We start from the raw sequence: 25,890 nt of genomic DNA, 5'->3' as shown, positions 1-25,890 counted from the left end.
GACACCGGGCCCGCGAGGTGCCGGCCCCGGTCTCGTGCGGCTAGCGCCGGACCCGCGAGGTGCTGGCCCTGGCCTTGAACTGCGGCGGGACGACGAGTCGTTCGCGGGACCCGTCCCGGCCCGTCTCCATCTGCCCGAGCAGCAGATCGATGCTGTACCTGCCCACCGCCCCGAAGTCCTGCCTGACCGTGGTGAGCGGCGGCGAGAAGAACTCCGATTCGGGGATGTCGTCGAAGCCGACGACACTGATCCTTCCCGGGACGTCGACGCCCGCCTCGGCGAACGCCCGCAGCAACCCGAGCGCCATCTGGTCGTTGGCCACGAACACCGCGGTGACCCCCGCCATCTCGGCGAGGCGCTGACCGGCGCGGTAGCCGGAGCGCGGGCTCCAGTCACCGGCCACCGGATCGGGGATCGCGCGGCCCGCCGCCGACAGCGCGGCGCGCCAGCCCTCGACCCGCCCTTCGGCTTCCAGCCAGTCCGACGGCCCCCTGACATGCCAGACCGTCTCATGGCCGAGGCCGAGCAGGTGCTCGGTCGCCAGCCGGGCGCCTTCGACCTGATCGACGCTGACCACGGAGACGTCGCCGTCGTGGTCTCCCTCGACGGCCACGACGGGGATGCCGACCGGCAGATCCGCCAGCGCGAGGGCCGCCGAACGCTGCGGCGCCACCACGACGATGCCGTCGACGCCCTGCTCGGCCAGGTAGCCGAGCGCGTCGCGCACGCCCGCCCGGTCGATGGTCCGCAGACTGACGATGCTGACGAAGTAACCCGCCGCCCTCGCCGCCTGCTCTATCCCGTAGACCGTGCTGGCCGGGCCGTACAGCGTGGTGTCGAAGCTGACCACGCCGAGCGTCCGCGAGTGGCGGGTGACGAGGGCGCGGGCGACCAGGTTGCGGCGGTAGCCCAGCTGGTCGATCGCGGCCAGGACCCGGGTGCGGGTCTCGTCGCGGACGTTAGGGTGGTCGTTGAGCACCCGCGACACCGTCTGGTGCGACACGCCGGCCACTCTGGCCACATCGGCCATCACCGGGGAGCGGCGCTCCTGACTGGGGCTCACGGTCACGTCCCTTCTCGTTTGAAAGAGACTGTGAACGTTAACAATGGGTGCCGTCAAGAGCCTTCTTCATTACGGTCAGGTCACACTGAAACGTCCCGTTAACATCCTCTTGACGTGGCGTCTTTGGAGTCCTTAACTAGTGGCCACCCCGGATGTTAACGCTAACTTCCTGATCAAGGCTGTGGGAACGCACGCCGATCGCCGGGCCCGGCGCCTCGCGTCTTCACAGCCGCAGGCCCGCGCTCCGCACGACCGCCTCCGCACCGATCATCTCGGCGAGAATTTGCCACCGCTTTTGTTAGCGCTAACAGCCCCATGACACAGCACCGGGACGGCCACACCGCATCCAGATCCACACCGTGTCACAAAGGAGAGAACATGAGGTTCGCGAAGCTGGTCGCCGTGCCGGTGGGTCTGGCGCTCGCCATGACGATGACCGCCTGCGGCTCGAGCACCAAGACCGTCGACCAGGCCACCGAGAGCCCCGGCGGATCGGCCGGCTCCCTGATCGGCGTCACCATGCCCACCAAGTCGTCCGAGCGCTGGATCCACGACGGCGACAACGTCAAGAGCGCCCTGGAGAAGCTGGGCTACCAGGTCGACCTCCAGTACGCCGAGAACGACATCCCCACGCAGGTCAACCAGATCGAGAACCAGATCACCAAGGGCGCCAAGCTCCTGATCGTCGCCTCGATCGACGGCACCGCGATCACCACCCAGCTGCAGCAGGCGGCCGACAAGAAGATCCCGGTGATCGCCTACGACCGCCTCATCCGCAACACCCCCAACGTCGACTACTACGCCACCTTCGACAACTACAAGGTCGGCGTGCAGCAGGCGACCTCCCTGCTGGTCGGCCTCGGCCTGAAGAAGCAGGACGGCTCCGACGGCACCGCGAAGGGCCCGTTCAACATCGAGATCTTCGCCGGCTCCCCCGACGACAACAACGCCACCTTCTTCTACAACGGCGCGATGGACACGCTGAAGCCGTACATCGACTCCGGCACCCTGGTCGTCAAGAGCGGCGAGACCGACTTCAAGACCGTCGCCATCCTGCGCTGGGACCCGGCCACCGCGCAGAAGCGCATGGAGGACCTGATCACCAAGGCCTACTCCGACGCCAAGGTCCAGGGTGTGCTCTCGCCGTACGACGGGTTGTCCATCGGCATCCTGTCGGCCCTCAAGAGCAGCGGGTACGGCACCGCCGACCAGCCCTACCCGGTCGTCACCGGCCAGGACGCCGAGGCCGCCTCGGTCAAGTCGATCATCGCCGGCGAGCAGTACGCCACGATCTACAAGGACACCCGCGAGCTGGCCGCGGTGACCGTCAAGATGGCCGACGCCGTGCTCAAGGGCGGCACGCCCGAGGTGAACAACACCAAGGACTACGACAACGGCAACAAGGTCGTCCCGTCCTACCTGCTCGAACCCATCATCGTCTACAAGGACAACTACAAGAAGGTCCTCGTCGACTCCGGTTACTACACCGAAGACCAGCTCAAGTAGGACGGACGGCGCGCGGCGGGCGGAGCCTCCGGCCGGTGGCCGGGGCCCGCCCGCCGCGCCGCCCACGGGGAGACGGACGACATGACGGACGACATGACCGACCACATACTTCGGATGCGCGGGATCACCAAGACCTTCCCGGGCGTCAAGGCGCTCCAGGACGTCAACCTGGCGGTGCGCAGGGGCGAGATCCACGCCATCTGCGGGGAGAACGGCGCCGGCAAGTCGACCCTGATGAAGGTCCTGTCCGGCGTGTACCCGCACGGCTCCTACGAGGGCGAGATCTCCTTCGACGGGCAGCCGTGCCGGTTCACCGGGATCAAGGACAGCGAGCGGCACGGCATCGTGATCATCCATCAGGAGCTCGCGCTCAGCCCCTACCTGTCGATCGCCGAGAACATCTTCCTCGGCAACGAGCGGACCCGCCGCGGCCTGATCGACTGGAACCGGACCAACGCCGAGGCCGCCGAGCTCCTGGAGCGGGTCGGGCTGCGCGAGAACCCGGTGACACCCGCGATGGACCTCGGGGTGGGCAAGCAGCAGCTGGTCGAGATCGCCAAAGCCCTGTCCAAGCGGGTCCGGCTGCTCATCCTCGACGAGCCGACCGCGGCGCTCAACGACGAGGACTCGGCGCACCTGCTCGGCCTGCTGCGCGGACTGCGCGACGAGGGCATCACCTCGGTGATCATCTCGCACAAGCTGAACGAGATCGAGGCGATCGCCGACTCGGTCACGATCCTGCGCGACGGGCGGACGATCGAGACCCTCGACATGAAGGCCGGCGAGGTCGACGAGGACAGGATCATCGCCGGCATGGTCGGCCGCGACCTCGAACACCGCTTCCCCCCGCACGAGCCGCGGATCGGCGAGGAGATCCTGCGGATCGAGGACTGGACCGTGCACAGCCCCACCCAGCACGGCCGCGTCGTCGTCTCCGGCGCCTCCCTGACGCTGCGCCGCGGCGAGATCGTCGGACTGGCCGGGCTCATGGGCGCCGGCCGTACCGAGCTGGCGATGAGCGTGTTCGGCCGCAGCTACGGGGTGGGCATCTCCGGGCGCGTCTACAAGAACGGCAGGGAGATCCGGCTCGGCTCGGTGCGCGAGGCGATCGCGCACGGGCTCGCCTACGCCACCGAGGACCGCAAACGGTACGGCCTCAACCTGATCGAGGACATCAAGCGCAACGTCTCGGCCGCCGCGCTGGGCAAGCTGGCCGGGCGGGGCTGGATCGACGACAACGAGGAGTACCGGGTCGCCGAGGGCTTCCGCGCCGACATGAACATCAAAGCCCCGAACGTCATGGCGGTCACCGGGAAGCTCAGCGGCGGCAACCAGCAGAAGGTCGTGCTCTCGAAGTGGATCTTCGCTGACCCCGACGTGCTGATCCTCGACGAGCCCACCCGCGGCATCGACGTGGGCGCCAAGTACGAGATCTACTCCATCGTCAACCGGCTCGCCGACCAGGGCAGAGCCATCCTCGTGATCTCCTCCGAGCTTCCCGAGCTGCTCGGCCTCTGCGACCGCATCTACGCCATGTCGGCCGGACGCGTCACCGGCGAGGTGTCACGGTCCGACGCCACCCCGGAGCGGCTCATGCAGCTCATGACCAAGGAAAAGGAATGATGGCCGAGACGACCAGCGGAAAGGTCACGACCCGGGAGGGCGCGCCGGCCGGCGGCGGCCTCCCGTCGCCCCGCGCCAAGGCGCCGGGCACACGCCTGTCCGTCAACCTGCGGCAGAGCGGCATCTACGTCGCCTTCGCGCTGATCATCGTGCTGTTCTCCGTCCTGACCGGGGGTGAGCTGCTCAGCCCGCAGAACATCTCCAACATCATGGTTCAGAACTCCTACGTCCTGATCCTGTCGATCGGCATGATCCTGATCATCATCGCCGGTCACATCGACCTCTCGGTGGGATCGGTGGTGGCGCTCTGCGGCGCCATCGCGGCGGTGCTGATGGTCGAGATGGACACGCCGTGGCCGCTGGCGCTCCTCGTCACGCTCGTCGCGGGCGCGCTGATCGGAGCCTGGCAGGGCTACTGGATCGCCTACTTCGGCATCCCCGCGTTCATCGTCACCCTGGCCGGGATGCTGGTGTTCCGGGCGCTGACCCTGACCGTCCTCGGCAACCAGGGCATCGGCCCCTTCCCCGACGAGGTGCGCACCCTCTCCAACGGCTTCCTCCCCGGCTACCTGGGCAACATCGGGCTCGGCCCGCTCGGCGGCGCCGACCTGTTCACCCTGCTGCTCGGGCTGGCCGCCGTGGCCGGGACCGTCGGCACGCAGTGGCGGGCCCGCCAGGGACGTATCGGCTACCGGCAGCAGGTCGACGCACTGCCGCTGTTCGCCCTGAAGATGGCCGCCGTCGCCGTGGTGGTGATGACGGTCGTCGTCCAGCTCGCCCGGTTCAAGAACCTGCCCTGGGTCCTGTTGCTCCTGGCACTCCTCGTGCTGGGCTACACGCTCCTGACCAACCGCGCCGTCTTCGGCCGCCACATCTACGCCATCGGCGGCAACGTGCACGCCGCGAGCCTGTCGGGGATCAACGTGAAGTCCGTCACGTTCTGGATCTTCGTCAACATGGGGGTGCTCTCCGCGCTGGCCGGGATCATCTTCGCCGGGCGGCTCAACCAGGCCGGCCCCACCGCGGGCAACGGCTTCGAGCTGGACGCCATCGCGGCCGCGTTCATCGGCGGCGCCGCCGTCCAGGGCGGGGTCGGCAAGGTCGTCGGCGCGATCACCGGCGGCCTCATCATGGCCGTGATCAACAACGGCATGTCCCTCATCGGCGCCCCGAGCGAGCGGGTGATGCTCTTCAAGGGCCTGGTCCTGCTCGCCGCCGTGGCCTTCGACATCTGGGCCAAGCGCCGCGCCGGCGCCTCGGCCGGCTGAGCGCCGGGCCGGCGCCCCTGCCGGCCGGGGCAGCGCGGCGGAGGGTGCGGAGCCCCGGCCCGCCCGGACGGGCGGGGACGCGGAGACCGGTTTCACGGTCGCGGGCCCGGAGCCGGTCCCAGCAGGGACCGGCTCCGGCTGTGGTCAGCCGGGAGCGGGCGTCTTGGTCCGGTGGTCCGTCAGGTGCAGGTCGCCGCCCAGCTTCTGCTGGACGTGTTCCAGCACCGCGCGGCTCGACAGCGCGGTCCACAGGTTCCCGACCAGGTGCGGGTTGTACTCCGGAGCGGCGTCCATCCACTCGTCCTTGCCCTGCTGGGTGACGAAGGTGGTGAGGAAGAACTCCCCCGCCGGCGTCCTGCAGTGTCCCTGCCGCAGCTCGGCCGCCTCGATCTGGATCACCGGCTCGCAGCCGACCTTGGCGGCCAGTTCCTCGACGGTGGGCGGTTTCCCCTGCGGCGCGGCCTGGCCGTGCTCCTCGGCCGGTGAGCCTGCGGCGGACGAGCAGGCCGCGGAGAACACGGCCGCGAGAGCGAGCGCGGCGATGCGCGGATATGTCTTCACATTCAGGGATACGCAGCTCCCGCGGGTCCGGTTCGCCTCCGCACCCGGACCGGCCCGGTGACGGCCCGCAGGCGGGCGGGGGAGAACGCCGGTGACCGCCGCCCCCGGCGTTCGAGGCCGTCTTTTCCGACGGCGGATGTCCGGGGGCACCGTCTAGGATGGTGGATCGCCACGGTGATCCAGGCAAACTCTGATCATTGCTCCCGCCCCCGAGGAGATCAGATGTCGCTGCAGCCGCGATTTCGTCGGGTGGCCGCGCTCGACCGGCGGTTCGTCGACCGCGAGAACGTGCTGGAGAGCTTCGCGCACGAGCTGCGGGACATCTCCGACCGGCGGGGCCCCCGGGTCTTCAGCGTGACCGGTGTGGGCGGGATCGGCAAATCCCGGTTGCTTCGCGAGCTCAGGAACCGGGCGACCGAGCACGGGTGCCGGACGGCTCTGCTGGACCTGCAGGTGCCCGCGATGCGGCAGCAGGAGGACGCGCTCGCCGTCCTGCGGACGGACCTCGGCCGGCAGGGCGTGGTGTTCGACCACTTCGACATCGCGTACGCGGTGCTGTGGCAGCGGCTGCACCCGCACCTGAAGATCGGCCAGTCGGATCTGCCGTTCGCCCAGGAAAGCGAGGTCCTCACCTCGATCCTGGACGAGACGGCCGGCCTGCCGGTGTTCGGGACGGCCGTGGGGCTGCTGAGACTCGCCCAGCGGGCGCGCTCGTCCCGGCGGCACCGCCGCGTGGTCAACGACGACGAGATACTCCAGCGGCTGGACGAGCTGTCGAACACCGACGTGCTCGACGCGGTCACCTACCTGTTCGCCCAGGATCTGCGGGCCGCCGACGACAGGCCGTACGTGGTGTTCGTCGACGCGTACGAGGCGCTGGTCCCCATCCCGGTCAAGAGCGGGCGGGTCTCCGGCGCCGACGCGTGGCTGCGGGATCTGATCGCCCAGCTCGACCGCGGCCTGGTGGTGGTGGCCAGCCGGGAACCCCTCGGCTGGCAGGCCTACGACTCCGAATGGGCGGACGTCATCCGGGAGTGCCCGGTGACCGGGCTGCCGATGACCGCCCGGCTGGAGCTGCTGGAGCAGGCGGGCATCCCCGGCGGGACCGCGATCGCGCGGGCCTCCGAAGGGCTGCCGTTCTACCTGCACCTGGCGCTGGACACCCAGGCCGGGAACGCGCGGACGGTCTCCTCGGAGGAGATCCTGCAGAGGTTCCTGAACCACGTGGCCCCCGCCGAGGTGCGGCTGCTGGAGTTGCTGAGCGTCTCCCGGACCTTCGACTTCGAGATCTTCCGCACGCTGGCGGAGGCGTTCGACATGCCCGGGGACCGGATCACCTGGGAGTCGCTGACCGCCTACTCGTTCGTGTATCCGGCCGGGGAGCACGGCCTGCGGCTCCACCAGCTGATGGTCGCCGCGCTGCGGGAGCGGCTCAGTCCCGAGGCGGCGCGGGAGGTGCACGCGCACCTGCGCGCCGCCTGGGACGCCCGCGCGACCGCCGACGACGGGACGGCGCTGCGGGAGGCGGTCTACCACGGGGTCCGGACGGGGGTGCTCAGCGCGGACGACGTCCTGGACTACGCCGATCGCAGCATCCGCCGCGGCGGCAAGCAGGCGGGCGACGGCATCCTCGCCGATCTGGCGGAACTCGATCTCGGCGAGGAGCTGGCGGAGGCGGCCCGCTGCCTGTACGCCGAGGCGGCGATCACCATGGGCGACGCCGTGCAGGCCGCGGCGCTCGCCGGGCCGGATGCGTTCCCCGCAGTGGAGCGCGCGGCCGGGGCGCGGCTGGCGATGGCCGCGGCGCACGCCAAACGGCTCGCCGGGGACACCACCGAGGCGGGCCGCATCTACTCCCTCGTCTGGGAACGGCACCGGGGACCGGTCCGCCCGACCGCCGGCCTGTGGGTGGCCGAGGTTCCCATGTGGCAGGGGCGGTTCACCACCGCGTTCTCCCTCGCGGAGCAGGTGCTGCGCGACGCTCCCGCCGACGACTGGGTGCTGCGCGGGGACGTGGTGCGGCTCATGCACCTGGGCCACCGGTTCCACCTCGACCTCGCCGACGCCGCCCGGCGGCTGGAGGAGGCCCACGACTGCTACGCACGGGCGGGGTCGATGGTGGGGCTGGCCAACATCGCCACCAACCGGGTCGAGCTGGCGGCGTGGGACGACCCGGCGGCAGCCGTACGGCTCGCGGCCGAAGCGATCAGGCAGCAGGAGGAGCTCGCCGCGCTGCACGAGCTCGGCAAGACCTACACCGCGCTGGCGCTCGCCCAGACACGGCTCGGCGAGGATCCTGCCGCCTCCGACTCGTTCACGCTGGCCTGCGAATACCTGGAGCGGGCGGGGTACCGTTCCGGGCGGGCCAGGGCGGAGCTGTTCTGCGCGCTCTTCCACGCCCGCCGGGGCGCGCCCGGGCAGGCGGCCCGGTCGCTGGTCTGGGCGGTCGAGGAGTTCATCGAGGCCGAGGTGTACCCCACGTTGATCGTGGCCGCCGATCTGGCGCTGAACCGGATCGGCCTGCCCGACGACCAGGTGACGCGGGCGGCCGAGCAGGCGCGCGGCCAGATCGAGCCGCTGGACTCGCTGGCCGCGCTGGAGTCCCGGATGGCTGCACTGATCGACTCGGTCCTGGGGGGAAAGCAATGACCATGGAGCTGTACGAAAGCGCCCGGGCGCACATGGACGCCGCCGCGGGTTACTACAACAAGAACGTCCGCGTCAGCACCCCGGACGGGCCGGTCAACGTGCGGATCCCGATCGACGGCGCGGACGTGATGGACCTGCGGCTCTGGCGCGAGGACGAGGTCCTCCCCGCCATCGCCCCCTACGTCCCCCAGGCGCCGCGGCTGCTGCACACCTCGGCGGACCCGGTCTTCCAGGTGCACCAGTTCATCCACGGCCGGGTTCTCAACGACCTGGCCCCCAGGGGCGTCCCGGTTCCCGCGCACGTCCCCGCCGATGTCGTACGGCTCCTCGCCCAGCTCGTGGAGGTCCCCCGCGAGAAGCTCCCGGCTCTCCCGCCCGCCTGGCCGGCGGGCGAGGACACCCCCGGGTTCGGGCGGAAACTCTCCGACCTGACGATGTGGGTGTACTCCACGCTCGTCGCCGACTACGAGTGGCTGTACACCGCGTTCCGGATCCCGGCCGACCCGGTCTCCGCGGCGGAGTCGGCGTGGCCGACGCTGACCGCGCGCCCGCTGGTGTGCGTGCACGCCGACATCCACCGCAAGAACATGATCATCGATGACGGCCGGACGGTCTTCCTGGACTGGGAGCTCGCCCTGTGGGGGGATCCGGTCTACGAACTGGCCGTGCACTTCCACAAGATGGGCTACCTCCCCGACGAACGCGACCGTGTCCTGCGGCTCTGGGCGCGCACCCTCCCGCCGGAGTACACCCGCGGCTGGGAGCACGACCTGGAGGTCTACCTCACCCACGAGCAGATCAAGTCGGCGGTCGTGGACACCGTCCGCTACGCCCAGCTGTTCGTCGATCCGTCCTCCGCTCCCGAGCCGGAGCCCGATCTCGTCGCCAAGCTCACCGAGAAGCTCAACAACGCCTACCGCCACTGGGGCGTCTCCCCGCACGCAGACGCCGCCGGAGTCGAGGCGATCCTGCGGCGGTGGGCGGGCCGGTGACGGATTTCAGCGGCGGGCTCGCACGCGGCTACCAGGCCGGGCGCCGGCTTCCGGCCGGGACGGTGACCGCGTGGATGCGCGCCGTAGCGGCCTTCGTCGCGGTCTCCGGCGGCCCGGTCCTGGACCTCGGGGCGGGGACGGGCCGCTTCTCCCACGCGCTGGCCCGGCATTTCTCGGTTCCGGTGGTCGCCGTCGAGCCGGCGCCGGAGATGCGCGAACGCGCGGCCTCCGCCGCCGGCTCCGGGGTGTTCGTGGTGGGCGGCCGGGCCGAGGCGATACCGTGCGCGTCCCATGCCTTCCAGGCGATCTGGGCGTCCCAGGTCGTCCACCACATCGGGGACTTCGACCGGTGCGCCGCCGAGGTGAGGCGGACGCTGGCCCCCGGGGGCCGGTTCATCGTCCGCGGCGCCTTCCACGACGCCGAGCGGCCGACCCTGTTCCACACCTACTTCCCCGCACTCGTCGCCTTCGCCGAGGAGCGGGCCCAGGCTCTGACCGCTCTGAGGCGCGCGCTGCGGCAGGCCGGGCTGCGTCGCGAGCACCACGCCACGGTCGTCCAGTCCTCGGCCCCGACGCTGGCGGACTTCGCGGCCCAGGTGGCGCTGCGCGCGCACAGCCCGCTGCGGCGCCTCACCGACGACCAGTTCGCCGAGGGCCTCGAACACCTGATGCGCGACGCCGGCCGCTCCCCTGACGCGGGCCCGATCACCAGCGCCATGGACCTTGTCGTCTTCTCCCTCACTCCGGGTCCGCCGGGTCCCCGGTAGCCGACCGCGGCCCGGTACGGCCGGCGCGGGCATCGCGCGCCGCGCCGATCAGCACGGTGCCCGTGACGCCGGGAAAGAACGCCTCGGTATTGACACCCGATACCCCGGGTCTACTATGGCGTCATCTTCCATTTGTAGCGCACGGGACACAATCGAACACTTAATGTGCAGGGGATGCATCATGGCCGAGGCCCCGTCAGGCTCCATGATTCAATTAGATCCGTCCCACGCGATGACGTATCTTCAGCAGATGCGGGAACGCAGCCCGGATTTCCGCTATCTCCTCAGCCATTTCAGCGATGACGGGTTCGAGTTCGTCTTCTCCCGTGCGAAGGTTTTTCTCTACGCGCCGGCCATGGAGAACGACGACGACGTCATCGCACCGAACCTGCTCGGAATCCTGCCGAGTTTCCGCCCGGTCAGGCGCGACGACCCCTTCCACATCGCGGTGGGCATCGCGGTGCACAACAGCAACGGCGTCGTGGCCACCGAGGTGCGGGTCGAGCACAACCCCTTCTACGTTTCCCAGTGGACGCTGCACGAGCTGAGAGACGGCAAAATCATCTCCAGCGCGATCACCAACGACGAGCTGTCCGAGCAGTCGGCCGACGAGATCGCCAGCCGGTTCGGCAGATTCAAGGTCGATTTGGGTGAAACGCGGTTCAGGAATGCACCGCCCGACTCCAGGCAGATCGAGCAGATGCTCACCGTCGCCTTCGATCAGATCATCAACGACAGTTACGCCAGGCCGATCTACCCGTCCGAGGGCATCGCCTCGCTCATGTCGCAGACACCGCAGATGGTGAAGTTCTCGACCATCCAGCGGCTGCGGTATTCAAACAGCCCCAGGTGGCTCGTCGCGACGAGCAGCACGTGCTGCAACGGCTGCACCACCACTTCCGTGGCCTATCACAGCGACCCGCCCGTCACCGTCGCACCCGCGCACCCCTGATGACGCATCTGGACGCCTACCACCGGCCGGTCCTGGTGGCCGGCGCCGATCCGGCGGACATCCGCAAAGTGCTGGGCGACGCCGACGACGGGCTGCTGAAGGAGCTCGTCTCGCTTCTCGACGGCTCGTACTCGGTTTCCGGCGTGTACGGGGCGCTCCTGGTCTCGGGATTCGACGTCGATCGGATATTCAGGGCTCTCGACGGCATCGACCGCGCGGGCCTGCTACGAGAGTGCGGCACCTCGGAGTCCCGCCGGCTCTCCGGGGAGGAGCTCACCCGCTACGCGAGCCAGATGGAACTGTTCGCAGGGCTGCGGGCCGAGCCGCTGCGAGCGTCGGGATCGGCGTGGCAGGCGACCGGCGCCGATCTCCAGGCACTCCTGAAGGACACGACCGTGGTCATCGTCGGTCTCGGCGCGGTCGGCGCGGATCTGATGCGCCTGCTCGCCCTGACCGGCATCGGCACGATCGTCGGCGCTCCCGCCGGCGGCGCCGATCCCGCGCCCCGGCGGGCCGAGATCGTCGCCGAGCTCCGCCGGCTGAATCCGTTCGTGGATCTCGAGCTGATCGACGACGGGCGTGAGCTGACGGACGAGCTGTTCGGGTTCTCTCCCGAACTGGTCGTCTACTGCCCGGACGAGTTCGAGGAGAGCGCCGCCGAGACGGTCAACTCGCTCTGCCTCCAGCGCGGCACGCCGTACCTGTTCTACCGTCGCAGGGGCGTCGCGGTGGAAGTCGGGCCGCTGGTGATTCCGCGGGAGACGGCGTGTTATCGCTGTTTCACCGTCCGGCGCCGGGCCGCTCTGGACGGGATGGGGCCCATGGCCTCCGCAGCCGGCGCGGACCGGGCGCGGCCGATGATCCCGCTGTCGACCGACTGGGTCGCCTTCGAGGTCGTCAAGTTCGTCACGGGAATCGGAGAACCCGTCACCAGGGCTCGGATGCTCGCGTTCGACTACATGTCCGGCGTCGTCAACGCGCATCCTGTCCTCAAGTTGCCGCGCTGCCCCTCCTGCGGCGTCCACCGGAGCCGCCCTTCGCGCACGCTGTGGGAAGAAAGGACGCGGACGACGGATGAACGCGCGGGTTGAGCCACCGCCCCTCTCCATAGCCGACCCCCTGACCGGCATCGTCACCTGGTCCGCCGATCTGGAGATCGAGCGCTCCGATCCCGACGTCTTCGTGACCGTGGCGCAGAGCGGGAACCTGGTGGGCTACGGTCTGCCCGAGCAGGCGACCGCCAACGGCAGCGGCGCCGGGCTCACTCGCGAAGCGGCCCGCCGCGCGGCCGTCGGAGAGAGCGCGGAACGCTACGCCTGCGCGTTCGTCCACCCCGAAGACCTCACGCTGGCGTCCTACTCCGAGTTGCACGGCGCCGGGACAGCCGCGGTCCCCCCGGAGCGCTGGGCGCTGTTCACCGGCGAACAGTACGAGACCAGCCGCTACACCGGGTTCGCCGACGACACCTCGATCGCCTGGACCGCGGCCGACAACCTCACCAGCGGTGGTCGCACCCTCGTGCCCGCCAGCCTGGTGCACATGCCGTACCCCCGGCAGTTCGCCGACCGGGGCGAACAAATCGTCGCCGAGGCCGTCTCCACCGGTACCGCCTGTGCGCCCATCCGCGCCGAGGCGATCATGGGCGGTCTCTGCGAGGTGATCGAACGTGACGCGTTCATGATCGTGTGGCGGAATCGCCTCTCCCGCCCGCGGATCGTCATCGACGAGGCAAGCGGCCTGCTGGAGACCTTCGGCTCCCGTTTCGACAGGCCGTGGCTGGACTACCGGCTCTGGTACACCACCCTGGACCTCTCCGTTCCCGCGTGTTTCGGCCTTCTCCGCGACAAGCGCCATTCGCCGGCTCGGACCGTCGTCGGTGGAGCATGCCACCCCGATCCCGCGCGCGCCGTCCTCAAAACCCTGCTCGAACTGACTCAGGGGCTGCAGTGGATGGCCCACGCCCGCAACCGCGAGCGCCGATCCTTCCCGTCTTTCGACGACGTCAGGACCTTCGAGGACCGCATGCATCTCTATGCGTTCGGCGGCCTGGATGAGGCATTCGGGTTTCTGGACCGGGACGGAGGGCGAGTCCGCCTCTCGGCCATTCCGTCACTCGCCGCGCCGAACCCCGGGGCGGCCGTGGACCGCTGCTGCGAAGCCGTCGAACAAGCGGCTCTGGAACCGCTGGCGGTGGACCTCACCAGTGCGGACCTCGAAGCCTGCGGCCTTTTCGTCGTCAAGGTGCTCATACCCGAATGCGTGCCCATGGAAGGCGACCACAGACTGCCCTTCCTCGGTGGCGACCGGTGGCGGGACGTCCCGGTCCGGCTGGGACTCAGGCATTCGCCGACGCCTCTGCACGCGATCAACCCGTTCCCTCACCCGTATCCCTGACCGCTACCGGCGGAGGTCACCGTCATGTCGATTCCCGATGGCTTCGACCTCTCTCCGTCGGAGGTCTACCACGAGAACTCCAAACTGCATCCGTCCGACTACATGGCCTACGCGGTCATAAACGCCGTCAACGAGTCGCCCGAGATCGGCAGCGTCGTCACGGCGCCTTTCACTCATTACCCTGGGTATCCGACGATCCCGCTGCCCCGGGACTTCACCCCCAACCAGGAGAGCATCGAATCCGTCATGCTGGGCCGGCGCTCCTGCCGTGAATTCTCCGGCGGCCGGATCGGCCTGGGGACCCTCGCCAGGGTCCTCTATTTCGGTGACGGCATCACCGGGACCCTGACGACGGACGAGGGCGTCACCTGGCGGCTGCGGACCGCGCCCTCCGGTGGAGCCCTGTTCCCCGTCGACATCTACTGTGTCGCGCTGCGCGTGGACGACGTCGCACCGGGCCCGTACTTCTACCACCTATCCCAGCACAGCCTCCAGCGCCTGGGTGAGGGCGATCCGACCGCGGAACTGGCGGCGGCCACCGGCCTCACCGAGGCCGTCGCGGGGGCCGCGGCGTGCATCGTCCTCGTCGCGTTCATGGACCGGGTGAAGTTCAAGTACGGCGAGCGCGGCTACCGCTTCGCCCTTCTGGAGGCGGGCCACATCGCCCAGAACCTCCTGCTCGCCGCGAAGGCCGAGGGCTTGGGCGCCGTCCCGGTGGGCGGATTCAACGACGACGCCCTCAACGCCATGCTCGCAGTGGACGGCTGCCAGGAAATCGCCCTCTACGCCGTTCTCATCGGCGAAGCCGCATGACACGGCTTCCGGAGGCTGCACGGCGCGAGCCCGGCGGCGTGGCGGGGACGCGCAGGCGGGGCCGTCCGCCGATCCGGTCCGGTGGACCGGAGGTCAGGCCGGAACGGCCCGGGGCCCCGTCCGCAGCGCGAATGTCCCGCCGAGCAGCACGCTGACCGCGCCGAACACCCCCACCGCGTACGCCGGGGAACCGGTCCCGGCCTGTACGGCGAGGGGCTCGATCCGGCCGCATTCGAAGATCAGGTATGCCGATGCTAAGGTTAGGCAAACCTAAGAACGGATGGGTCGTGGAAGCGGCGTGCTTTTACCCTCCCCGGGCGTTTGCGGAGCATCCGCTCAGGGAGCCCCTGGAACGGCTGACCGCGATGGTCGAGTGGGCCGATTTCGTCATGTCCACCTCGGTGGACGGGGCCGGACCGGTGGACGGGGCCGGCTGGACGCGGTGCGCCGACGCGACCGGTGATCCCGGGTTCTTCCTGGGATGGCGGACCCGCATGGCCGCCGTTCTCGGCGAGCGGAACGGGCAGGCCCCGGAGACCACGGTGAGCGCCTGCCTGGCCGCCGCCTACGCCGAGGTCGTCGCCTGGGCCGCCGGGGCGCTGTTCCACCTGGTTCGACGGACACCTGACATCGGTGTGACCGACGTGGCCTTCCGGCACGACGGCCAGGATCCGTGGCCGGTGCGGATCGCCTTCCTGTCGCCCGGCTTCACCTGCCTGCCGGACGACCCCTTCGCCGACCACCCGCAGGCCCGGGTGGTGGCCGACGAGGCGGCATTGGCTGCGAGGGTTCGCGAGCAGGTGGCCGTTCACGCCGAGCGCTTCGTCGGCGTCTTCGGGCCGCTGACCAGGTTGGGGCGTCGAGCCCTCACGGGAGCCTTCGCCGACGCTCTCGACAGCGCCCCCTTGGACGTCGCCCGCTGCCGGGGTGATCTGGGAGCCGCCATGAGGGACAGCCGGCTGCTGCTTCCCGGCGGGAAGCCCCCGTTCACGCGCTCGTCCACCGTGCGCACCGTGGAGGACGTCCGCGGCCGGCGGCACGTCAGCCGTATCCGGCAGAGCTGCTGCTACTTCTACAAGCTCAGCCACGTCGCCGACGTCTGCTTCACCTGTCCCCGCCAGACGGACGAGGCACGGGCACGCATCGCCGCCGAGTGGCAGGTGGTGTCGTGACGGCACTCGCGCAGAGGCAGCACGGCCCGTCCTCTCGAGCCGAGCGCCGGTCGCCCGCCGTACGTCGCGCGTGGATCGCGGGCGCGGGCGTGACGCTGGTGATCGTGGTGATCGCGAGTCTGGCGGTCGGCGCGCGAGCGGTGCCGCCGGGCGAGGTGCTGGGGGCCCTGTTCAGCCCGTCGGGTACGGAGAACGAAGAAGTGGTGCGGGAGTTCCGTCTGCCGCGTACGATCCTCGGCCTTCTGGCCGGGGCGGCCCTGGGAGCGGCGGGCGCCATCATGCAGGGGCTGACCCGCAATCCTCTGGCCGACCCGGGCGTCCTCGGCGTCAACGCCGGGGCTTCGTTCGCCGTCGTGGTGGCCATCGTGGGATTCGGCATCGACTCCCCGTCCGGTTACGTATGGTTCGCCTTCGCCGGCGCCGCGGCGTCGGCGACGGCGGTCTACCTGCTGGGTTCCACGGGCCGCGGCGGTGCGACCCCGGTCAGGCTGGCTCTGGCCGGAGTCTCGGCGAGCGTCTTCCTGGGAGCCGTGACCTCCGCGCTGACGCTCACCGACACGCAGGTCCTCGACGAGTACCGGTACTGGGTGGTGGGCGCCCTGGCCGGTCGTGACAGCACCCTGGTCGGACAGGTGACACCGTTCCTGCTGGCCGGACTGGTCCTCGCGATCGCCTGCGGCCGTACGCTGGACTCCCTCGCGCTCGGTGACGACGTCGCCCGTTCCCTCGGGCAGCGGCTCTGGGCGGGCCGGGCGCTGTGCGCGGCGGCGGTCACCGTGCTCACCGGAGCCGCCGTGTCCGCGGCGGGTCCCATCGGATTCGTCGGCCTGGTCGTGCCGCACGCCGCCCGGACACTGGTCGGGCTCGACCACCGCGTGGTCGTGACGTTCAGCGCCCTGCTCGGGGCGATCCTGCTCCTCACCGCCGACATCGCCGGGCGGGTCGTCGCCTCGCCGGGCGAACTCCAGGTCGGCATCGTCACCGCGGCGATCGGTGCCCCGGTGTTCATCGTGTTCGTCCGCCGCAGGAAGGTCCTCGGATGATGAGCCTCCAGCGGCAGACGGTCCGCCTTCCCGGCGCGTGGACCCTCCGGACGCGCCACGGCCTGTCGGTGGCGGTCCGGCCGCGCTCGGCTCTGACCGCGATCGCGTTCGCGGCGGTGTTCCTGGCGAGCGGCCTGGTCGCGTTCGGCATCGGCAACTTCCCCGCGCCGCTCGGCGACGTTCCCGCCGCGCTGTTGGGACGGGGCGACTCCGCCGTCGTGTACATCGTCCAGGAGGTGCGGCTGCCCCGAGTGCTGACCGGCGCCCTCGTCGGGGCGGCTTTCGGAGTGTCCGGCGCGATCACACAGTCGATCGCCAGAAACCCGCTGGCCAGCCCCGACGTACTCGGGGTGACGGCGGGCGCCTCGGCCGCGGCCGTGGCCGTCATCGTGCTCGGCGGTGAGACCGCCTCCATGGCCGGGATCACCGCGGCCGCCCTGGCGGGGGCCCTCGCGACCGCCGCGGTGGTGTACGCACTGGCCTGGCGGCGAGGGCTGGCCGGGTTGCGGCTGATCCTGGTCGGCATCGGCGCGGCGGCGCTGCTGACCAGCTTCATCGAATACCTCCTGCTCCGGGCCGAGATCAACGACGCCCTGCGCGCCTCCGTGTGGCTGACCGGCAGTCTCAGCGGACGCGGCTTCGAGCACGCCGTCCCGGTCGGGGTCGCCCTTCTCGTGCTGGTGCCCGCGGCACTGGCGCTGACCCGGAACCTGACGGTCATCCGGTTCGGTGACGACACCGCAAGGGCGCTCGGGCTGTCGGTGGAGCGCTCCCGGGCGGCGTTGATCGTGGTGGCCGTGGTCCTCGCCGCGGTCGCCACGGCGGGGGCCGGACCGGTCGCCTTCGTGGCCCTGGCGGCACCGCGCATCGCGATCATGGTGACGCGCTCGTCGACGGTCCCCATGGTCAACTCCGCACTCGCCGGTGCGGCGCTCGTGGTCATCGCCGACATCGCCGCACGGGTGGTGCTCGCCCCCACGGAGCTGCCCGTCGGAATCGTGACCGCCGCTCTGGGCGGCCCTTGCCTCATGTGGCTGCTCGTCCGGGCCAACCGGACCGGCTAGCCCGCTGCCGGCAGACCTCCGAAAGCCGGAGCGCATCCGCGCCCGGTGCACTCTCGAAAGAACAGGAACACCATCGTGCGCCCGTCCCTAGCCGCGACCACCGCCCTGCTGTCCGCAGCCCTGCTCGTGGGATGCGGCGGCACCGCTGCGACGCCCTCGTCCAGTACGGCTCCGGCCGCCGCGCAACCCTCCCGGTCCGGCCAGGCGAACCAGGCCGACGTCTCCGCCCTTCCCGACGGCGTGGGGGCGGTCACCGCCAACCCGGACGGCACGCGAACCGTGCAGTCGAGCTGGGGCACCGTCGTCGTCCCGGCGAAGCCGCAGCGCATCGTCTCGGTCCTCGGGGACACCGACGTCGACGCGATGGTGGCCCTGGGCATCCCGCTGGTCGGCGCGGGCACGCAGGGTGGCGGTGCGACCGACGGATTCGCCCCGCACGTGGCCTCGGCGCTGGCGAACACGACCCCGCTGGCCTGGGGCAGCGGTCTGCCGATCGAGGACATCGCCGCGCTCAAGCCTGATCTGATCTTCACCGTGAACAAGGAGACCGCGGACCAGCTCCAGAAGATCGCACCGACCGTGCCGCGCGGTTCCGCGCTCGGCGAGCGGTGGAAGGACGACTTCCGCTACGTCGCCGCCGTTCTCGGCCAGGACCAGAAGGCCCGGGAGCTTCTCGGCGCCTACGAGCGGCGGGCGACCGCGCTGGCGGCCGAACTCGCCCCCGTCGTCAAGGGCAGGACCGTGGCCAGCCCCCAGGTCAGCAGCGACGCCGCGAACGTCCAGGTCGACTACCGCGGCGCCTTCTCCTCGGCGGTCCTCACCGAGCTGGGCCTGCCCCTGCACCCCATGGTGACCGCCGCGACGGAGGAGAACGCCCAGGTGTCCTTCGAACGGCTGACCGACATCAACGCCGACATCCTGTTCTGGCAGGTGCGTCAGGACGACAAGGGCCAGCCTGACCACAAGGCGCTGGAGAAGGTCACGAAGTCCCCGCTGTGGGCGCGGCTGCCCGCCGTCCAGGCCGGGCAGGTGCACCAGGTCGCCAACCGCCCGTGGTACTTCGCCGGGCTGCTCTCGGCCCAGCGGGTCCTCGACGACGTCGAGAAGGCGCTGCTGTGACGGCGGGTCCTTCCTGAGCAGGCGGCGCCGCGTCCTTTCGGGGACCGGCGCCGCATCCCTTCTGTTTCACCGTTGCGTGCGGTGACCGTTGCACGCAGTCACCGTTGCGTGGGTTCGAGCCGCTCCGGCGCGGACCTCACGTCGCAGACGGGATCACGACCCTGGCGGACAACGCCAGATGGTCGGACAGGAACGACCGGCCCCCTCCGGGCAGCGGCACCGGTTCGGCGAAGAGCGTCGCGGCCTCCGTCACCGGATGCCGTCCGAGGTCGCCGCGGACGAGCAGATAGTCGACCCGGCGGGCGGACTGCCCGGGCGGCAGCAGGTCGGCGTGGAAGGTGGGCCGGGCGGCGGACCGGAAAGGATCATGCCAGGCACCGCCGTCCACCACCGAGGAGTAAAGCGGCCCCTCGGCCGCGATGTTGAAGTCACCGCTGACGATCGTCAGGTCCGCGCCGCCGCGGTGCGCCCGTCCGAGGGCGCGGTGGAGCAGCCCCAGCTGCGCCCGCTGGAACGCGTAGTGGCGGTTGCCCTCGGACCAGTCGCCGTCCTTGTTCGCGGTCAGGTGCGCGTTGCCGATCACAGTGCGCCGGCCGGCCAGTTCGACGGTCAGCACGCCCTGCACGAGGCTCTTGAGCGTGAGAAGCCCGAGGAAGGCCGGTGAACCGGTCTCAGGGCGCGCGCCGCGGAACGGCGTGTACGCCACCGACCGCAGCGGCAGCCGGGAGAAGGTGACCAGGCCCCCGGCCGGCTGACCGGCCGTACCCGCCCGCCAGGCGGCGAACGGGAACGAGGGGAGCCTCCTCCGGAGGAACCGGAGCAGACCGGGTGTCCAGACTTCCTGGAAGTTGACCACGCCGGTGTCCGACCGCTCGATGCGTCGGCAGAACTCGGCCGCCCGGTCCGTCGGCGGCGGCAGCGGGGAACGCAGCCCGCAGCAGACGTTCAACGACATCACGCGCACCGTCTCCGGGCCGGGACCGTCGCCCGCCGGGCGGGCCGGGTGCCCTCGTGTCATGTCGCCTCCTCCGATCGGGCCGGTCGCCGGGCTCGCCGGTCCTCACCGGCGCGTGGCGGCCCTTCCGGCTCCGTGTCCGCGGACCGGCCCCCGGACTGCGGGACGAGGTGCGGATCGACTGTCAGACAGGAAGGCTACTCTTCCGGCATGCCGGAGATCGTCGGGAAATCGTCCCTGAGAACAGACATGTCATCACCAGACCTTGCGTTCGTGGTATCCGGGGACCCGGAACACGTCCTGGCGACGCTGGACGGGATGCCGGATTCGCGGGCGAGGTTCATGGCCGCGGTGTACCGGGCCTCGGCGCAGACGCATCGCGACATGGACGCGGCCCGGCGCCGGCAGGTGCTGGCGACGGACGCGGCTCGCTTCGGCGATCGGGACCTGGCCGCCGGGTTCGCGGCCGTGGAGCTCCCCGGCCGCCCCTCCTCCGGGTGGACGGTCGCCTGGGCGAGCGGTTCGCTGCTCGACCACCGGCTGGTGCATGTGCTGACCGGCCATGCCGGCCGGGTGCTGGTGATCGCCGCCGCGGTCGTGGACGGACGGCCGGTCGCCGTCACCGGCGGCTCGGACAAGACGGTCCGGGTATGGGATCTGGCCGGCGCCGGCCAGATCCACGCGCCCCTGCCCGGCGATGTCGATCCGATCACCGCGGTGAGCGCCGAGGCGGTCACCGTCTCCGCCGCGGTCGTGCGCGGGCGGCCCGTCGCCGTCACCGGAAGCGACGACGGGCGCATGCCGGTGGTGGACCTGACCACGGGAGAGCACTTCCGCAAGCCGCTCTCCGGGCACCGCGACGGAGTGATCGCGGTGGCCACGGGCGTGCTGGAGGGGCGTCCGGTCGCCGTGTCCACCGGCGGGGACGAGACCCTGCGCGTCTGGGACCTGTCCACCGGCCGGAAGACCGGTGAAGCCGGCCCGGAGCATCGTGCCGAGACCGCTTCCCTGCAGGCGGTGACCACCGCGGTGGTGGACGGCGCTCTGGTCGTCCTCACCGCAGGCAGGGACGGAGCGGTCCGGATCTGGTCGCTGGACCCTGCCGGCCTGTTCGCCTCCGGAGCGGGCCGGACCCCGCTCGCGCGGGTCAGGCCGCAGCCGCGGCACCGGCTCACCGGCCATGAAGGACCGGTGCTGGCGGTCGCCTCCCTGGTGGTCGACGGGCATCCGCTCGCCGTCACCGCCGGCGCGGACCATACGGTGCGGATCTGGGACCTGGAGGCCCGCCGGCAGCTGGGCCCGCCCCTGACCGGCCACACCGACCGGGTGTGGTCCGTGGCGGCCACGACCGTGGACCGCAGACCGGTCGCCGTCACCGCCGGCGCGGACCACACGGTGCGGATCTGGGACCTGGAGGCCCGCCGGCAGCTGGGCCCGCCCCTGACCGGCCACACCGACCGGGTGTGGTCCGTGGCGACCTCGACCGTGGACCGCAGACCGGTCGCCGTCACCGCCGGTGCGGACCACACGGTGCGGATCTGGGACCTCTCCGGCACCGGCCCCGCCGAATCCGGCCCCGCCGGTCACACCGGCCGGGTGCTGGCGGCCGCCACCGCGGTCGTGGACGGACGGCCGGTCGCCGTCACCGGCGGCGAGGACCGCACGGTGCGGATCTGGGATCTCGCCACGGGCCGTCCGGTTGGTTCGCCTCTCACCGGTTTCCAGGACGAAGTCCCGGTGCTGGCCACGGCCGTGCTGGACGGGCGGCCCGTCGCCGTCACCGTCGACGCCGACTGCGCCGTGAGCACGTGGGACCTCCTGGACGGCCGCCAGATGGGCGCTCCCCTCGCCGGTCACACCGGCCGGGTGCTGGCGGTCGCCACCGCGGTCGTGGACGGGCGGCCGGTCGCCGTCACCGGCGGCTCGGACCGCACGGTGCGGATCTGGGACCTCCTGGACGGCCGCCAGGTGGGCGCTCCCCTCGCCGGTCACACCGGCCGGGTGCTGGCGGTCGCCACCGCGGTCGTGGACGGGCGGCCCGTGGCCGTCACCGCGGGCTGGGACAGGACGGTCCGCGTCTGGGATCTCACCGGCGGAGAGCAGCTCGGCGACCCGCTGACCGGGCACGGCGACTGGGTGACGGCGGTGGCCGCGACGGAGGTGGACGGGCGGCCCGTGGCCGTCAGCGCGAGCCGTGACGCGACGGTCCGCCTCTGGGATCTCACCGGCGGAGAGCAGCTCGGCGACCCCCTCCCCGGAGACCCGGTACGGACCATGACCACCACCGCCGTGGGCGGACGACCCGCCGTCGTGACCGGCCGGGACGAGACGGTACAGATCCGGGAACTGCCGACCGGTCTCCCGATCGGGGCCGAGCTGGCCTTCCCGCTGCCGGTGGGGCCGCTCGTCTCGGCCCCGGGCGGTGCGCTGCTCGTCGGTTTCGGCCGGGAGGTCGCGGTGCTCGCCCCCCGATGCGGGCGGCCGCAGGCCGCCGGCCGGGCCGGCGAGCCCGGCGGCTCCGTCCGGGAGACCGGTGACGAGTACGACGGTTACGACGGGCGGGGAGAGGACGGATGAGCGAGGAACCGACGGAGGCCGTCCTCTGGGAGGCCCGGGGCGAGGGCGTGGGGCTGCTGAAGATGGCGGCCGGCGCGCTCGTCGTGGGCTCGGTGACCACGGTCGCCGCGGCGATGTCGCTGTCCCAGACCTCCGTCGCCGTGGTCGTCTTCGCCCTGGTGACCGCCGCCGTGACCCTCGTGTACGCCGTCGGGGCGGCCGGCGCGATCACCGAGGTCGAGCTGGACGGCCGGCTCATCCGGTTCCGCTCCATGAGCGGGACCCGCACGCGAGCGGTCGTCCAGTTGCACGGCGTGCACCTGCACCACTATGTCGGCGACTCCCCCGAGACCCGCGTCCGGTTCGATTTCGGCGACGCGTCGATCGAGGTCTCCGGACCGCTCAACCGGAAGGCTGAGGAGCGGCTGTCCCGGACGCTCCAGGTCCCGGTGACCTCGGAGACCACCCGGCGGCGGCACTACGAGAGCGGCGGCGCCTGAGCGGGGCCGCGAGCCGTACCACGGCCGGGCCGGGCCGCCGTCCGCCATCTCCGTGATCGCCCGGCCGACCGGATGGCCCTGCCCGGCGAACTCGGCGCTCAGCGTCCTCATGACGCGGGCCGCGTCGCGGCGGTGGACGGAGTGGCCCCGCGCGAGCGCTACCCCTCCCCTCCGGTGGCCACGGAACGGGCCCAGGCGTAGTCGGGTTTGCCGACGGGCGTGCGCTCGATGTGCTCCACGAAGTGGAAGGCACGCGGCGTCTTGTAGCCCGCCAGCCGGGTCCTGCAGTGCGCGACCAGCGCCTCCTCGGCCACCGGCCCGGCGGGCACGACCACGGCGGTGACGCGCCGGCCGAGCCGCGCGTCCGGGACGCCGATGACGATCGCGTCGGCCACGGCGGGGTGGGCGCGCAGCGCGGTCTCGACCTCCTCGGCGAACACCTTCTCTCCCCCGGTGTTGATGACCAGGGAGCCGCGCCCCAGCAGTGTGACCGACCCGTCGTCCTCGACCCGGGCGTGGTCGCCCTGCAGCGCCCAGCGCCGTCCGTCCGGCCCGGTCACGAAGGTCGCCGCCGTCTTGTCTGGATCGCCCCAGTACGCGAGGGGAATGTGACCGGTCCTCGCCACCACGCCCTCCTGCCCGGGGCCGACCGGGGTGAGGCCGCTGCCGAGCACCGCGAACTCCGGGCCCAGCCGGAACCGCCCGTTGCCGAGCGAGGGCCCCATGGCACCGGTCTCCGAGCCGCCCAGGTTGTCGGATACGTATGCGCCCGGCACCGCCGCCAGCAGCCGCTCCTTGACGTCGTCGGACAGCGGCGCGCCACCCGACCCGAACGCGAACACCTCAAGCCCGGCGTACGTCTCGCCTTCCAGCGCCTGGACGACCGGGCGCGCCATGCCGTCACCGACCAGCATGAGGATCTGGGACCGCTCGCGTACCGCGAGGTCGAGGGAGCAGAGGGCGTCGAAGTGCCGCCCCGTCCACAGCACCACCGTGCCGCCGGTGGTGAGGGTGATCCAGGTTATCCACTGGCCGCCGCCGTGCATGAGCGGTGCGTGCACCTGGGCCCGCAGCGGTTCGCGGCCGGCGCACACCGCCAGCTCCTCCGGCGCGGACACCGGCGGACCGCCGTAGTTCCCGCCGCCCATGGCGGCGACGAAGATGTCCTCGCACCGCCACAACACCCCTTTGGGCAGGCCCGTGGTTCCGCCCGTGTAGAGCAGGTACGGGTCGTCCGACGAGCGCGGCCCGAAGTCACGCTCCGGTGACGCCGCCGCCAGCGCGTCCTCGTAGTCGCCGTCGACGGTCAGGACGTGGCGCAGCTTCGGCAGCCGGTCGCGGTCGACACCGGGCAGCAACGAGCGTTCGGCGACGAGCGCGACGCACTCGGCGTTGCCGAGCAGGTGCACCAGCTCGTCGGTGACGTAGCGGTAGTTGACGTTGACCGGGGCGGCGCGCAGTTTGAAGCAGCCGATCATCGTCTCGACCCACTCGGCCCGGTTGCAGGCGAGGATGCCCACGTGGTCACCGGGCCTCACCCCGGCGACGGCCAGGTGGTGGGCGACCCGGTTGGCGCGCGCGTCCAGCTCGGCGTAGGTCAGCCGCCGATCGGGCGGTCCACCGGAGGCGACCAGCGCCGGCCGGTCGGGGCAGGCGTCGGCCACCACCTCGAACAGGTCGGCCAGGTTGAACGAGCGCCCTGTCGCTGGTTTCGCCGCCCCGGTCTCCTGGGCGATCAGGTCTTTCATGGGTTCACTCCTCGGGAGGCGCTCCGCGCAACGCGTCCGCGCCGAACATGGGCTCGAACATCGCGCGGAAGTCGGGACCGCGGCGCAGGTGGTGGCCGCCGTCCACGTTGACGATCTGGCCGGTGATCCACGACGACTCGGGGCCGGCCAGGAACCTCGCGGCCTCGGCGATGTCGTCGGGCTCACCGATCCTGCCCAGCGGCATGCACGCCAGGTAGTCGTCCAGGACGGGACCGGGCTCGGCGACGCCCGCCACCAGTTCGGTGCGCACCAGGCCCGGCCGGATGCCGTTGACGCGCACGCCCACCGAACCCAGCTCGTCGGCGCCCAGCTTCACCAGGTGGTCCACGGCCGCCTTCGACACGCCGTACGCGCCGAACCAGCGGTGGGTGTTGGAGGCCGCGATCGACGAGATCGCCACGAACGCGCCGCCCTGGGGGGCGTTGCGGGCCATGACGCGGGCGGCGTGCTTGAGGGTGAGCATCGTGCCGGTGGCGTTCAGCTCCAGCGTGGCCCGCCAGGCATCGGTGTCCAGGCGCGGCAGGGGGCCGATCGAGGTGGAGCCGCCCGCGCTGTGCACGACGGCGCGCAGCGGTGCGGGCTCGGCGGCGAACCGCACCGCCGCCGCGATCTGCTCCTCGGCGGTGACGTCGGCGACGACGTAGCGCGCGCCGATCGCCTCGGCGGCCTCCTTCAGCCGCGACTCGGTCCGGCCGCAGATGGTGACGACGGCGCCGTCTGCGGCCAGGCGGCGCGCGCACGCCCGTCCGATGCCGCTGCCACCACCGGTGATCAGCGCCGCCGTACCGGTCAGCGGGGTCGTGCCTGTCATGGGCTCTCCCGGTCAGCGGCCGACGGCGGTGACAGCGCCGTCCACAGTCAGGGGCGTGCGGAGTGAGGCGTTCACCATCGGTGCTCCCGTGTCTCGACTCACGTCGAGAGTAACCCTTAAAACAAGCAAGCGGTAGGTTGGATACAGAACGTCCCGACCTGCGCGGAGTGGACGGCGGCCCCCTCGGCCGGGACCCGGCGCCCGACCTCCCCCCTCCCCGCCGGACCGGCGGCGGGAGCTCGATCCATGTTCTGAAACGATTAGTTCATAACTCTATACTGAAATGGTCGTTGCGAAACCGTCAGACGGAGGT

At 71.3% G+C, this 25,890-nt stretch carries 21 protein-coding genes; 16 read left to right on the top strand and 5 right to left on the bottom strand.

The window, feature by feature from the left end; genetic code table 11:
- Positions 1-40 precede the first annotated feature (40 nt).
- Complete coding sequence (locus tag HS041_RS18675) at positions 41-1,030, bottom strand: LacI family DNA-binding transcriptional regulator (RefSeq protein ID WP_196442582.1); 990 nt, start codon at positions 1,028-1,030, stop codon at positions 41-43.
- Between the two features lie 411 nt (positions 1,031-1,441).
- Between HS041_RS18675 and chvE the strand changes: the two genes are divergently transcribed.
- The 3 genes from chvE (at position 1,442) to mmsB (ending at position 5,460) form a co-directional block, all read left to right on the top strand.
- The gene (gene chvE / locus HS041_RS18670) at positions 1,442-2,569 is read left to right on the top strand and encodes a multiple monosaccharide ABC transporter substrate-binding protein (protein WP_230879121.1); all 1,128 of its coding nucleotides are present in this window, start codon (positions 1,442-1,444) and stop codon (positions 2,567-2,569) included.
- A gap of 81 nt (positions 2,570-2,650) precedes the next feature.
- Entirely contained in the window at positions 2,651-4,192 is a 1,542-nt protein-coding gene (gene mmsA / locus HS041_RS18665; RefSeq protein WP_374058856.1) for a multiple monosaccharide ABC transporter ATP-binding protein, read from the top strand.
- Positions 4,189-5,460, top strand: coding sequence for a multiple monosaccharide ABC transporter permease (mmsB, locus tag HS041_RS18660; RefSeq protein ID WP_230879120.1), 1,272 nt, complete (start codon positions 4,189-4,191; stop codon positions 5,458-5,460). Before mmsA ends, mmsB begins: the two co-directional genes overlap by 4 nt.
- A gap of 144 nt (positions 5,461-5,604) precedes the next feature.
- On the opposite strand, the gene HS041_RS18655 is transcribed toward mmsB, so the two are convergent.
- Entirely contained in the window at positions 5,605-6,021 is a 417-nt protein-coding gene (locus HS041_RS18655; protein ID WP_196441930.1) for a hypothetical protein, read from the bottom strand.
- A gap of 222 nt (positions 6,022-6,243) precedes the next feature.
- Between HS041_RS18655 and HS041_RS18650 the strand changes: the two genes are divergently transcribed.
- The 11 genes from HS041_RS18650 to HS041_RS18600 all read left to right on the top strand — a co-directional run bounded on the left by HS041_RS18650 (position 6,244) and on the right by HS041_RS18600 (position 18,986).
- Entirely contained in the window at positions 6,244-8,670 is a 2,427-nt protein-coding gene (locus HS041_RS18650; RefSeq protein ID WP_196441929.1) for an ATP-binding protein, read from the top strand.
- Positions 8,671-8,672: 2 nt separating this feature from the next.
- Positions 8,673-9,662 carry an aminoglycoside phosphotransferase family protein gene (locus HS041_RS18645; protein ID WP_196441928.1) on the top strand — a complete coding sequence of 330 codons (990 nt, stop codon included), beginning with the start codon at positions 8,673-8,675 and terminating at the stop codon, positions 9,660-9,662.
- Positions 9,659-10,429 (top strand): class I SAM-dependent methyltransferase, encoded by a 771-nt coding sequence (locus tag HS041_RS18640; protein WP_196441927.1) that lies wholly within the window; start codon positions 9,659-9,661, stop codon positions 10,427-10,429. The genes HS041_RS18645 and HS041_RS18640 overlap by 4 nt, the downstream gene beginning before the upstream one ends.
- Before the next feature lie 250 nt (positions 10,430-10,679).
- Positions 10,680-11,381 (top strand): hypothetical protein, encoded by a 702-nt coding sequence (locus tag HS041_RS18635; protein ID WP_196441926.1) that lies wholly within the window; start codon positions 10,680-10,682, stop codon positions 11,379-11,381.
- The gene (locus HS041_RS18630; protein WP_196441925.1) at positions 11,381-12,472 is read left to right on the top strand and encodes a TOMM precursor leader peptide-binding protein; all 1,092 of its coding nucleotides are present in this window, start codon (positions 11,381-11,383) and stop codon (positions 12,470-12,472) included. Before HS041_RS18635 ends, HS041_RS18630 begins: the two co-directional genes overlap by 1 nt.
- Complete coding sequence (locus HS041_RS18625) at positions 12,456-13,775, top strand: YcaO-like family protein (RefSeq protein WP_196441924.1); 1,320 nt, start codon at positions 12,456-12,458, stop codon at positions 13,773-13,775. The genes HS041_RS18630 and HS041_RS18625 overlap by 17 nt, the downstream gene beginning before the upstream one ends.
- Before the next feature lie 24 nt (positions 13,776-13,799).
- Positions 13,800-14,588 (top strand): SagB/ThcOx family dehydrogenase, encoded by a 789-nt coding sequence (locus HS041_RS18620; RefSeq protein ID WP_196441923.1) that lies wholly within the window; start codon positions 13,800-13,802, stop codon positions 14,586-14,588.
- A gap of 365 nt (positions 14,589-14,953) precedes the next feature.
- Entirely contained in the window at positions 14,954-15,760 is an 807-nt protein-coding gene (locus HS041_RS18615) for a hypothetical protein (RefSeq protein WP_196441922.1), read from the top strand.
- Positions 15,757-16,803: a FecCD family ABC transporter permease gene (locus HS041_RS18610; protein WP_307845356.1), complete on the top strand. Its 1,047-nt coding sequence runs from the start codon at positions 15,757-15,759 to the stop codon at positions 16,801-16,803. Before HS041_RS18615 ends, HS041_RS18610 begins: the two co-directional genes overlap by 4 nt.
- Positions 16,800-17,867: a FecCD family ABC transporter permease gene (locus HS041_RS18605; RefSeq protein ID WP_230879119.1), complete on the top strand. Its 1,068-nt coding sequence runs from the start codon at positions 16,800-16,802 to the stop codon at positions 17,865-17,867. Before HS041_RS18610 ends, HS041_RS18605 begins: the two co-directional genes overlap by 4 nt.
- A 75-nt stretch (positions 17,868-17,942) precedes the next feature.
- Positions 17,943-18,986 (top strand): ABC transporter substrate-binding protein, encoded by a 1,044-nt coding sequence (locus tag HS041_RS18600; RefSeq protein ID WP_196441921.1) that lies wholly within the window; start codon positions 17,943-17,945, stop codon positions 18,984-18,986.
- A 136-nt stretch (positions 18,987-19,122) separates the two neighbouring features.
- Here HS041_RS18600 and HS041_RS18595 read toward each other — a convergent pair whose 3' ends face one another.
- Entirely contained in the window at positions 19,123-20,004 is an 882-nt protein-coding gene (locus HS041_RS18595; RefSeq protein ID WP_196441920.1) for an endonuclease/exonuclease/phosphatase family protein, read from the bottom strand.
- 210 nt (positions 20,005-20,214) lie between these two features.
- Between HS041_RS18595 and HS041_RS18590 the strand changes: the two genes are divergently transcribed.
- Together HS041_RS18590 and HS041_RS18585 are read left to right on the top strand one after the other, a co-directional pair.
- Positions 20,215-22,518, top strand: coding sequence for a WD40 repeat domain-containing protein (locus HS041_RS18590; protein ID WP_196441919.1), 2,304 nt, complete (start codon positions 20,215-20,217; stop codon positions 22,516-22,518).
- Positions 22,515-22,997, top strand: coding sequence for a hypothetical protein (locus HS041_RS18585; protein WP_196441918.1), 483 nt, complete (start codon positions 22,515-22,517; stop codon positions 22,995-22,997). Before HS041_RS18590 ends, HS041_RS18585 begins: the two co-directional genes overlap by 4 nt.
- 158 nt (positions 22,998-23,155) lie before the next feature.
- On the opposite strand, the gene HS041_RS18580 is transcribed toward HS041_RS18585, so the two are convergent.
- Positions 23,156-24,745, bottom strand: coding sequence for an acyl-CoA synthetase (locus HS041_RS18580; RefSeq protein ID WP_196441917.1), 1,590 nt, complete (start codon positions 24,743-24,745; stop codon positions 23,156-23,158).
- A 4-nt stretch (positions 24,746-24,749) separates the two neighbouring features.
- Positions 24,750-25,577 carry an SDR family oxidoreductase gene (locus tag HS041_RS18575; protein WP_196441916.1) on the bottom strand — a complete coding sequence of 276 codons (828 nt, stop codon included), beginning with the start codon at positions 25,575-25,577 and terminating at the stop codon, positions 24,750-24,752.
- Positions 25,578-25,890 lie beyond the last annotated feature (313 nt).

Source organism: Planomonospora sp. ID67723 (assembly GCF_015711605.1).
Taxonomy (GTDB): domain Bacteria; phylum Actinomycetota; class Actinomycetes; order Streptosporangiales; family Streptosporangiaceae; genus Planomonospora_A.
This window is presented reverse-complemented; position numbering and strand designations above follow the sequence as displayed.

Coding starts and splice junctions, on each gene's coding strand:
- HS041_RS18615 (WP_196441922.1), top strand. CDS start 14,954: ATGGTCGAGTGGGCCGATTTCGTCATGTCCACCTCGGTGGACGGGGCC.
- mmsA (WP_374058856.1), top strand. CDS start 2,651: ATGACGGACGACATGACCGACCACATACTTCGGATGCGCGGGATCACC.
- HS041_RS18620 (WP_196441923.1), top strand. CDS start 13,800: ATGTCGATTCCCGATGGCTTCGACCTCTCTCCGTCGGAGGTCTACCAC.
- HS041_RS18595 (WP_196441920.1), bottom strand. CDS start 20,004: ATGACACGAGGGCACCCGGCCCGCCCGGCGGGCGACGGTCCCGGCCCG.
- HS041_RS18650 (WP_196441929.1), top strand. CDS start 6,244: ATGTCGCTGCAGCCGCGATTTCGTCGGGTGGCCGCGCTCGACCGGCGG.
- HS041_RS18575 (WP_196441916.1), bottom strand. CDS start 25,577: ATGACAGGCACGACCCCGCTGACCGGTACGGCGGCGCTGATCACCGGT.
- HS041_RS18580 (WP_196441917.1), bottom strand. CDS start 24,745: ATGAAAGACCTGATCGCCCAGGAGACCGGGGCGGCGAAACCAGCGACA.
- HS041_RS18645 (WP_196441928.1), top strand. CDS start 8,673: ATGGAGCTGTACGAAAGCGCCCGGGCGCACATGGACGCCGCCGCGGGT.
- HS041_RS18625 (WP_196441924.1), top strand. CDS start 12,456: ATGAACGCGCGGGTTGAGCCACCGCCCCTCTCCATAGCCGACCCCCTG.
- HS041_RS18630 (WP_196441925.1), top strand. CDS start 11,381: ATGACGCATCTGGACGCCTACCACCGGCCGGTCCTGGTGGCCGGCGCC.
- chvE (WP_230879121.1), top strand. CDS start 1,442: ATGAGGTTCGCGAAGCTGGTCGCCGTGCCGGTGGGTCTGGCGCTCGCC.
- HS041_RS18635 (WP_196441926.1), top strand. CDS start 10,680: ATGCGGGAACGCAGCCCGGATTTCCGCTATCTCCTCAGCCATTTCAGC.
- HS041_RS18585 (WP_196441918.1), top strand. CDS start 22,515: ATGAGCGAGGAACCGACGGAGGCCGTCCTCTGGGAGGCCCGGGGCGAG.
- HS041_RS18675 (WP_196442582.1), bottom strand. CDS start 1,030: ATGGCCGATGTGGCCAGAGTGGCCGGCGTGTCGCACCAGACGGTGTCG.
- mmsB (WP_230879120.1), top strand. CDS start 4,189: ATGATGGCCGAGACGACCAGCGGAAAGGTCACGACCCGGGAGGGCGCG.
- HS041_RS18605 (WP_230879119.1), top strand. CDS start 16,800: ATGATGAGCCTCCAGCGGCAGACGGTCCGCCTTCCCGGCGCGTGGACC.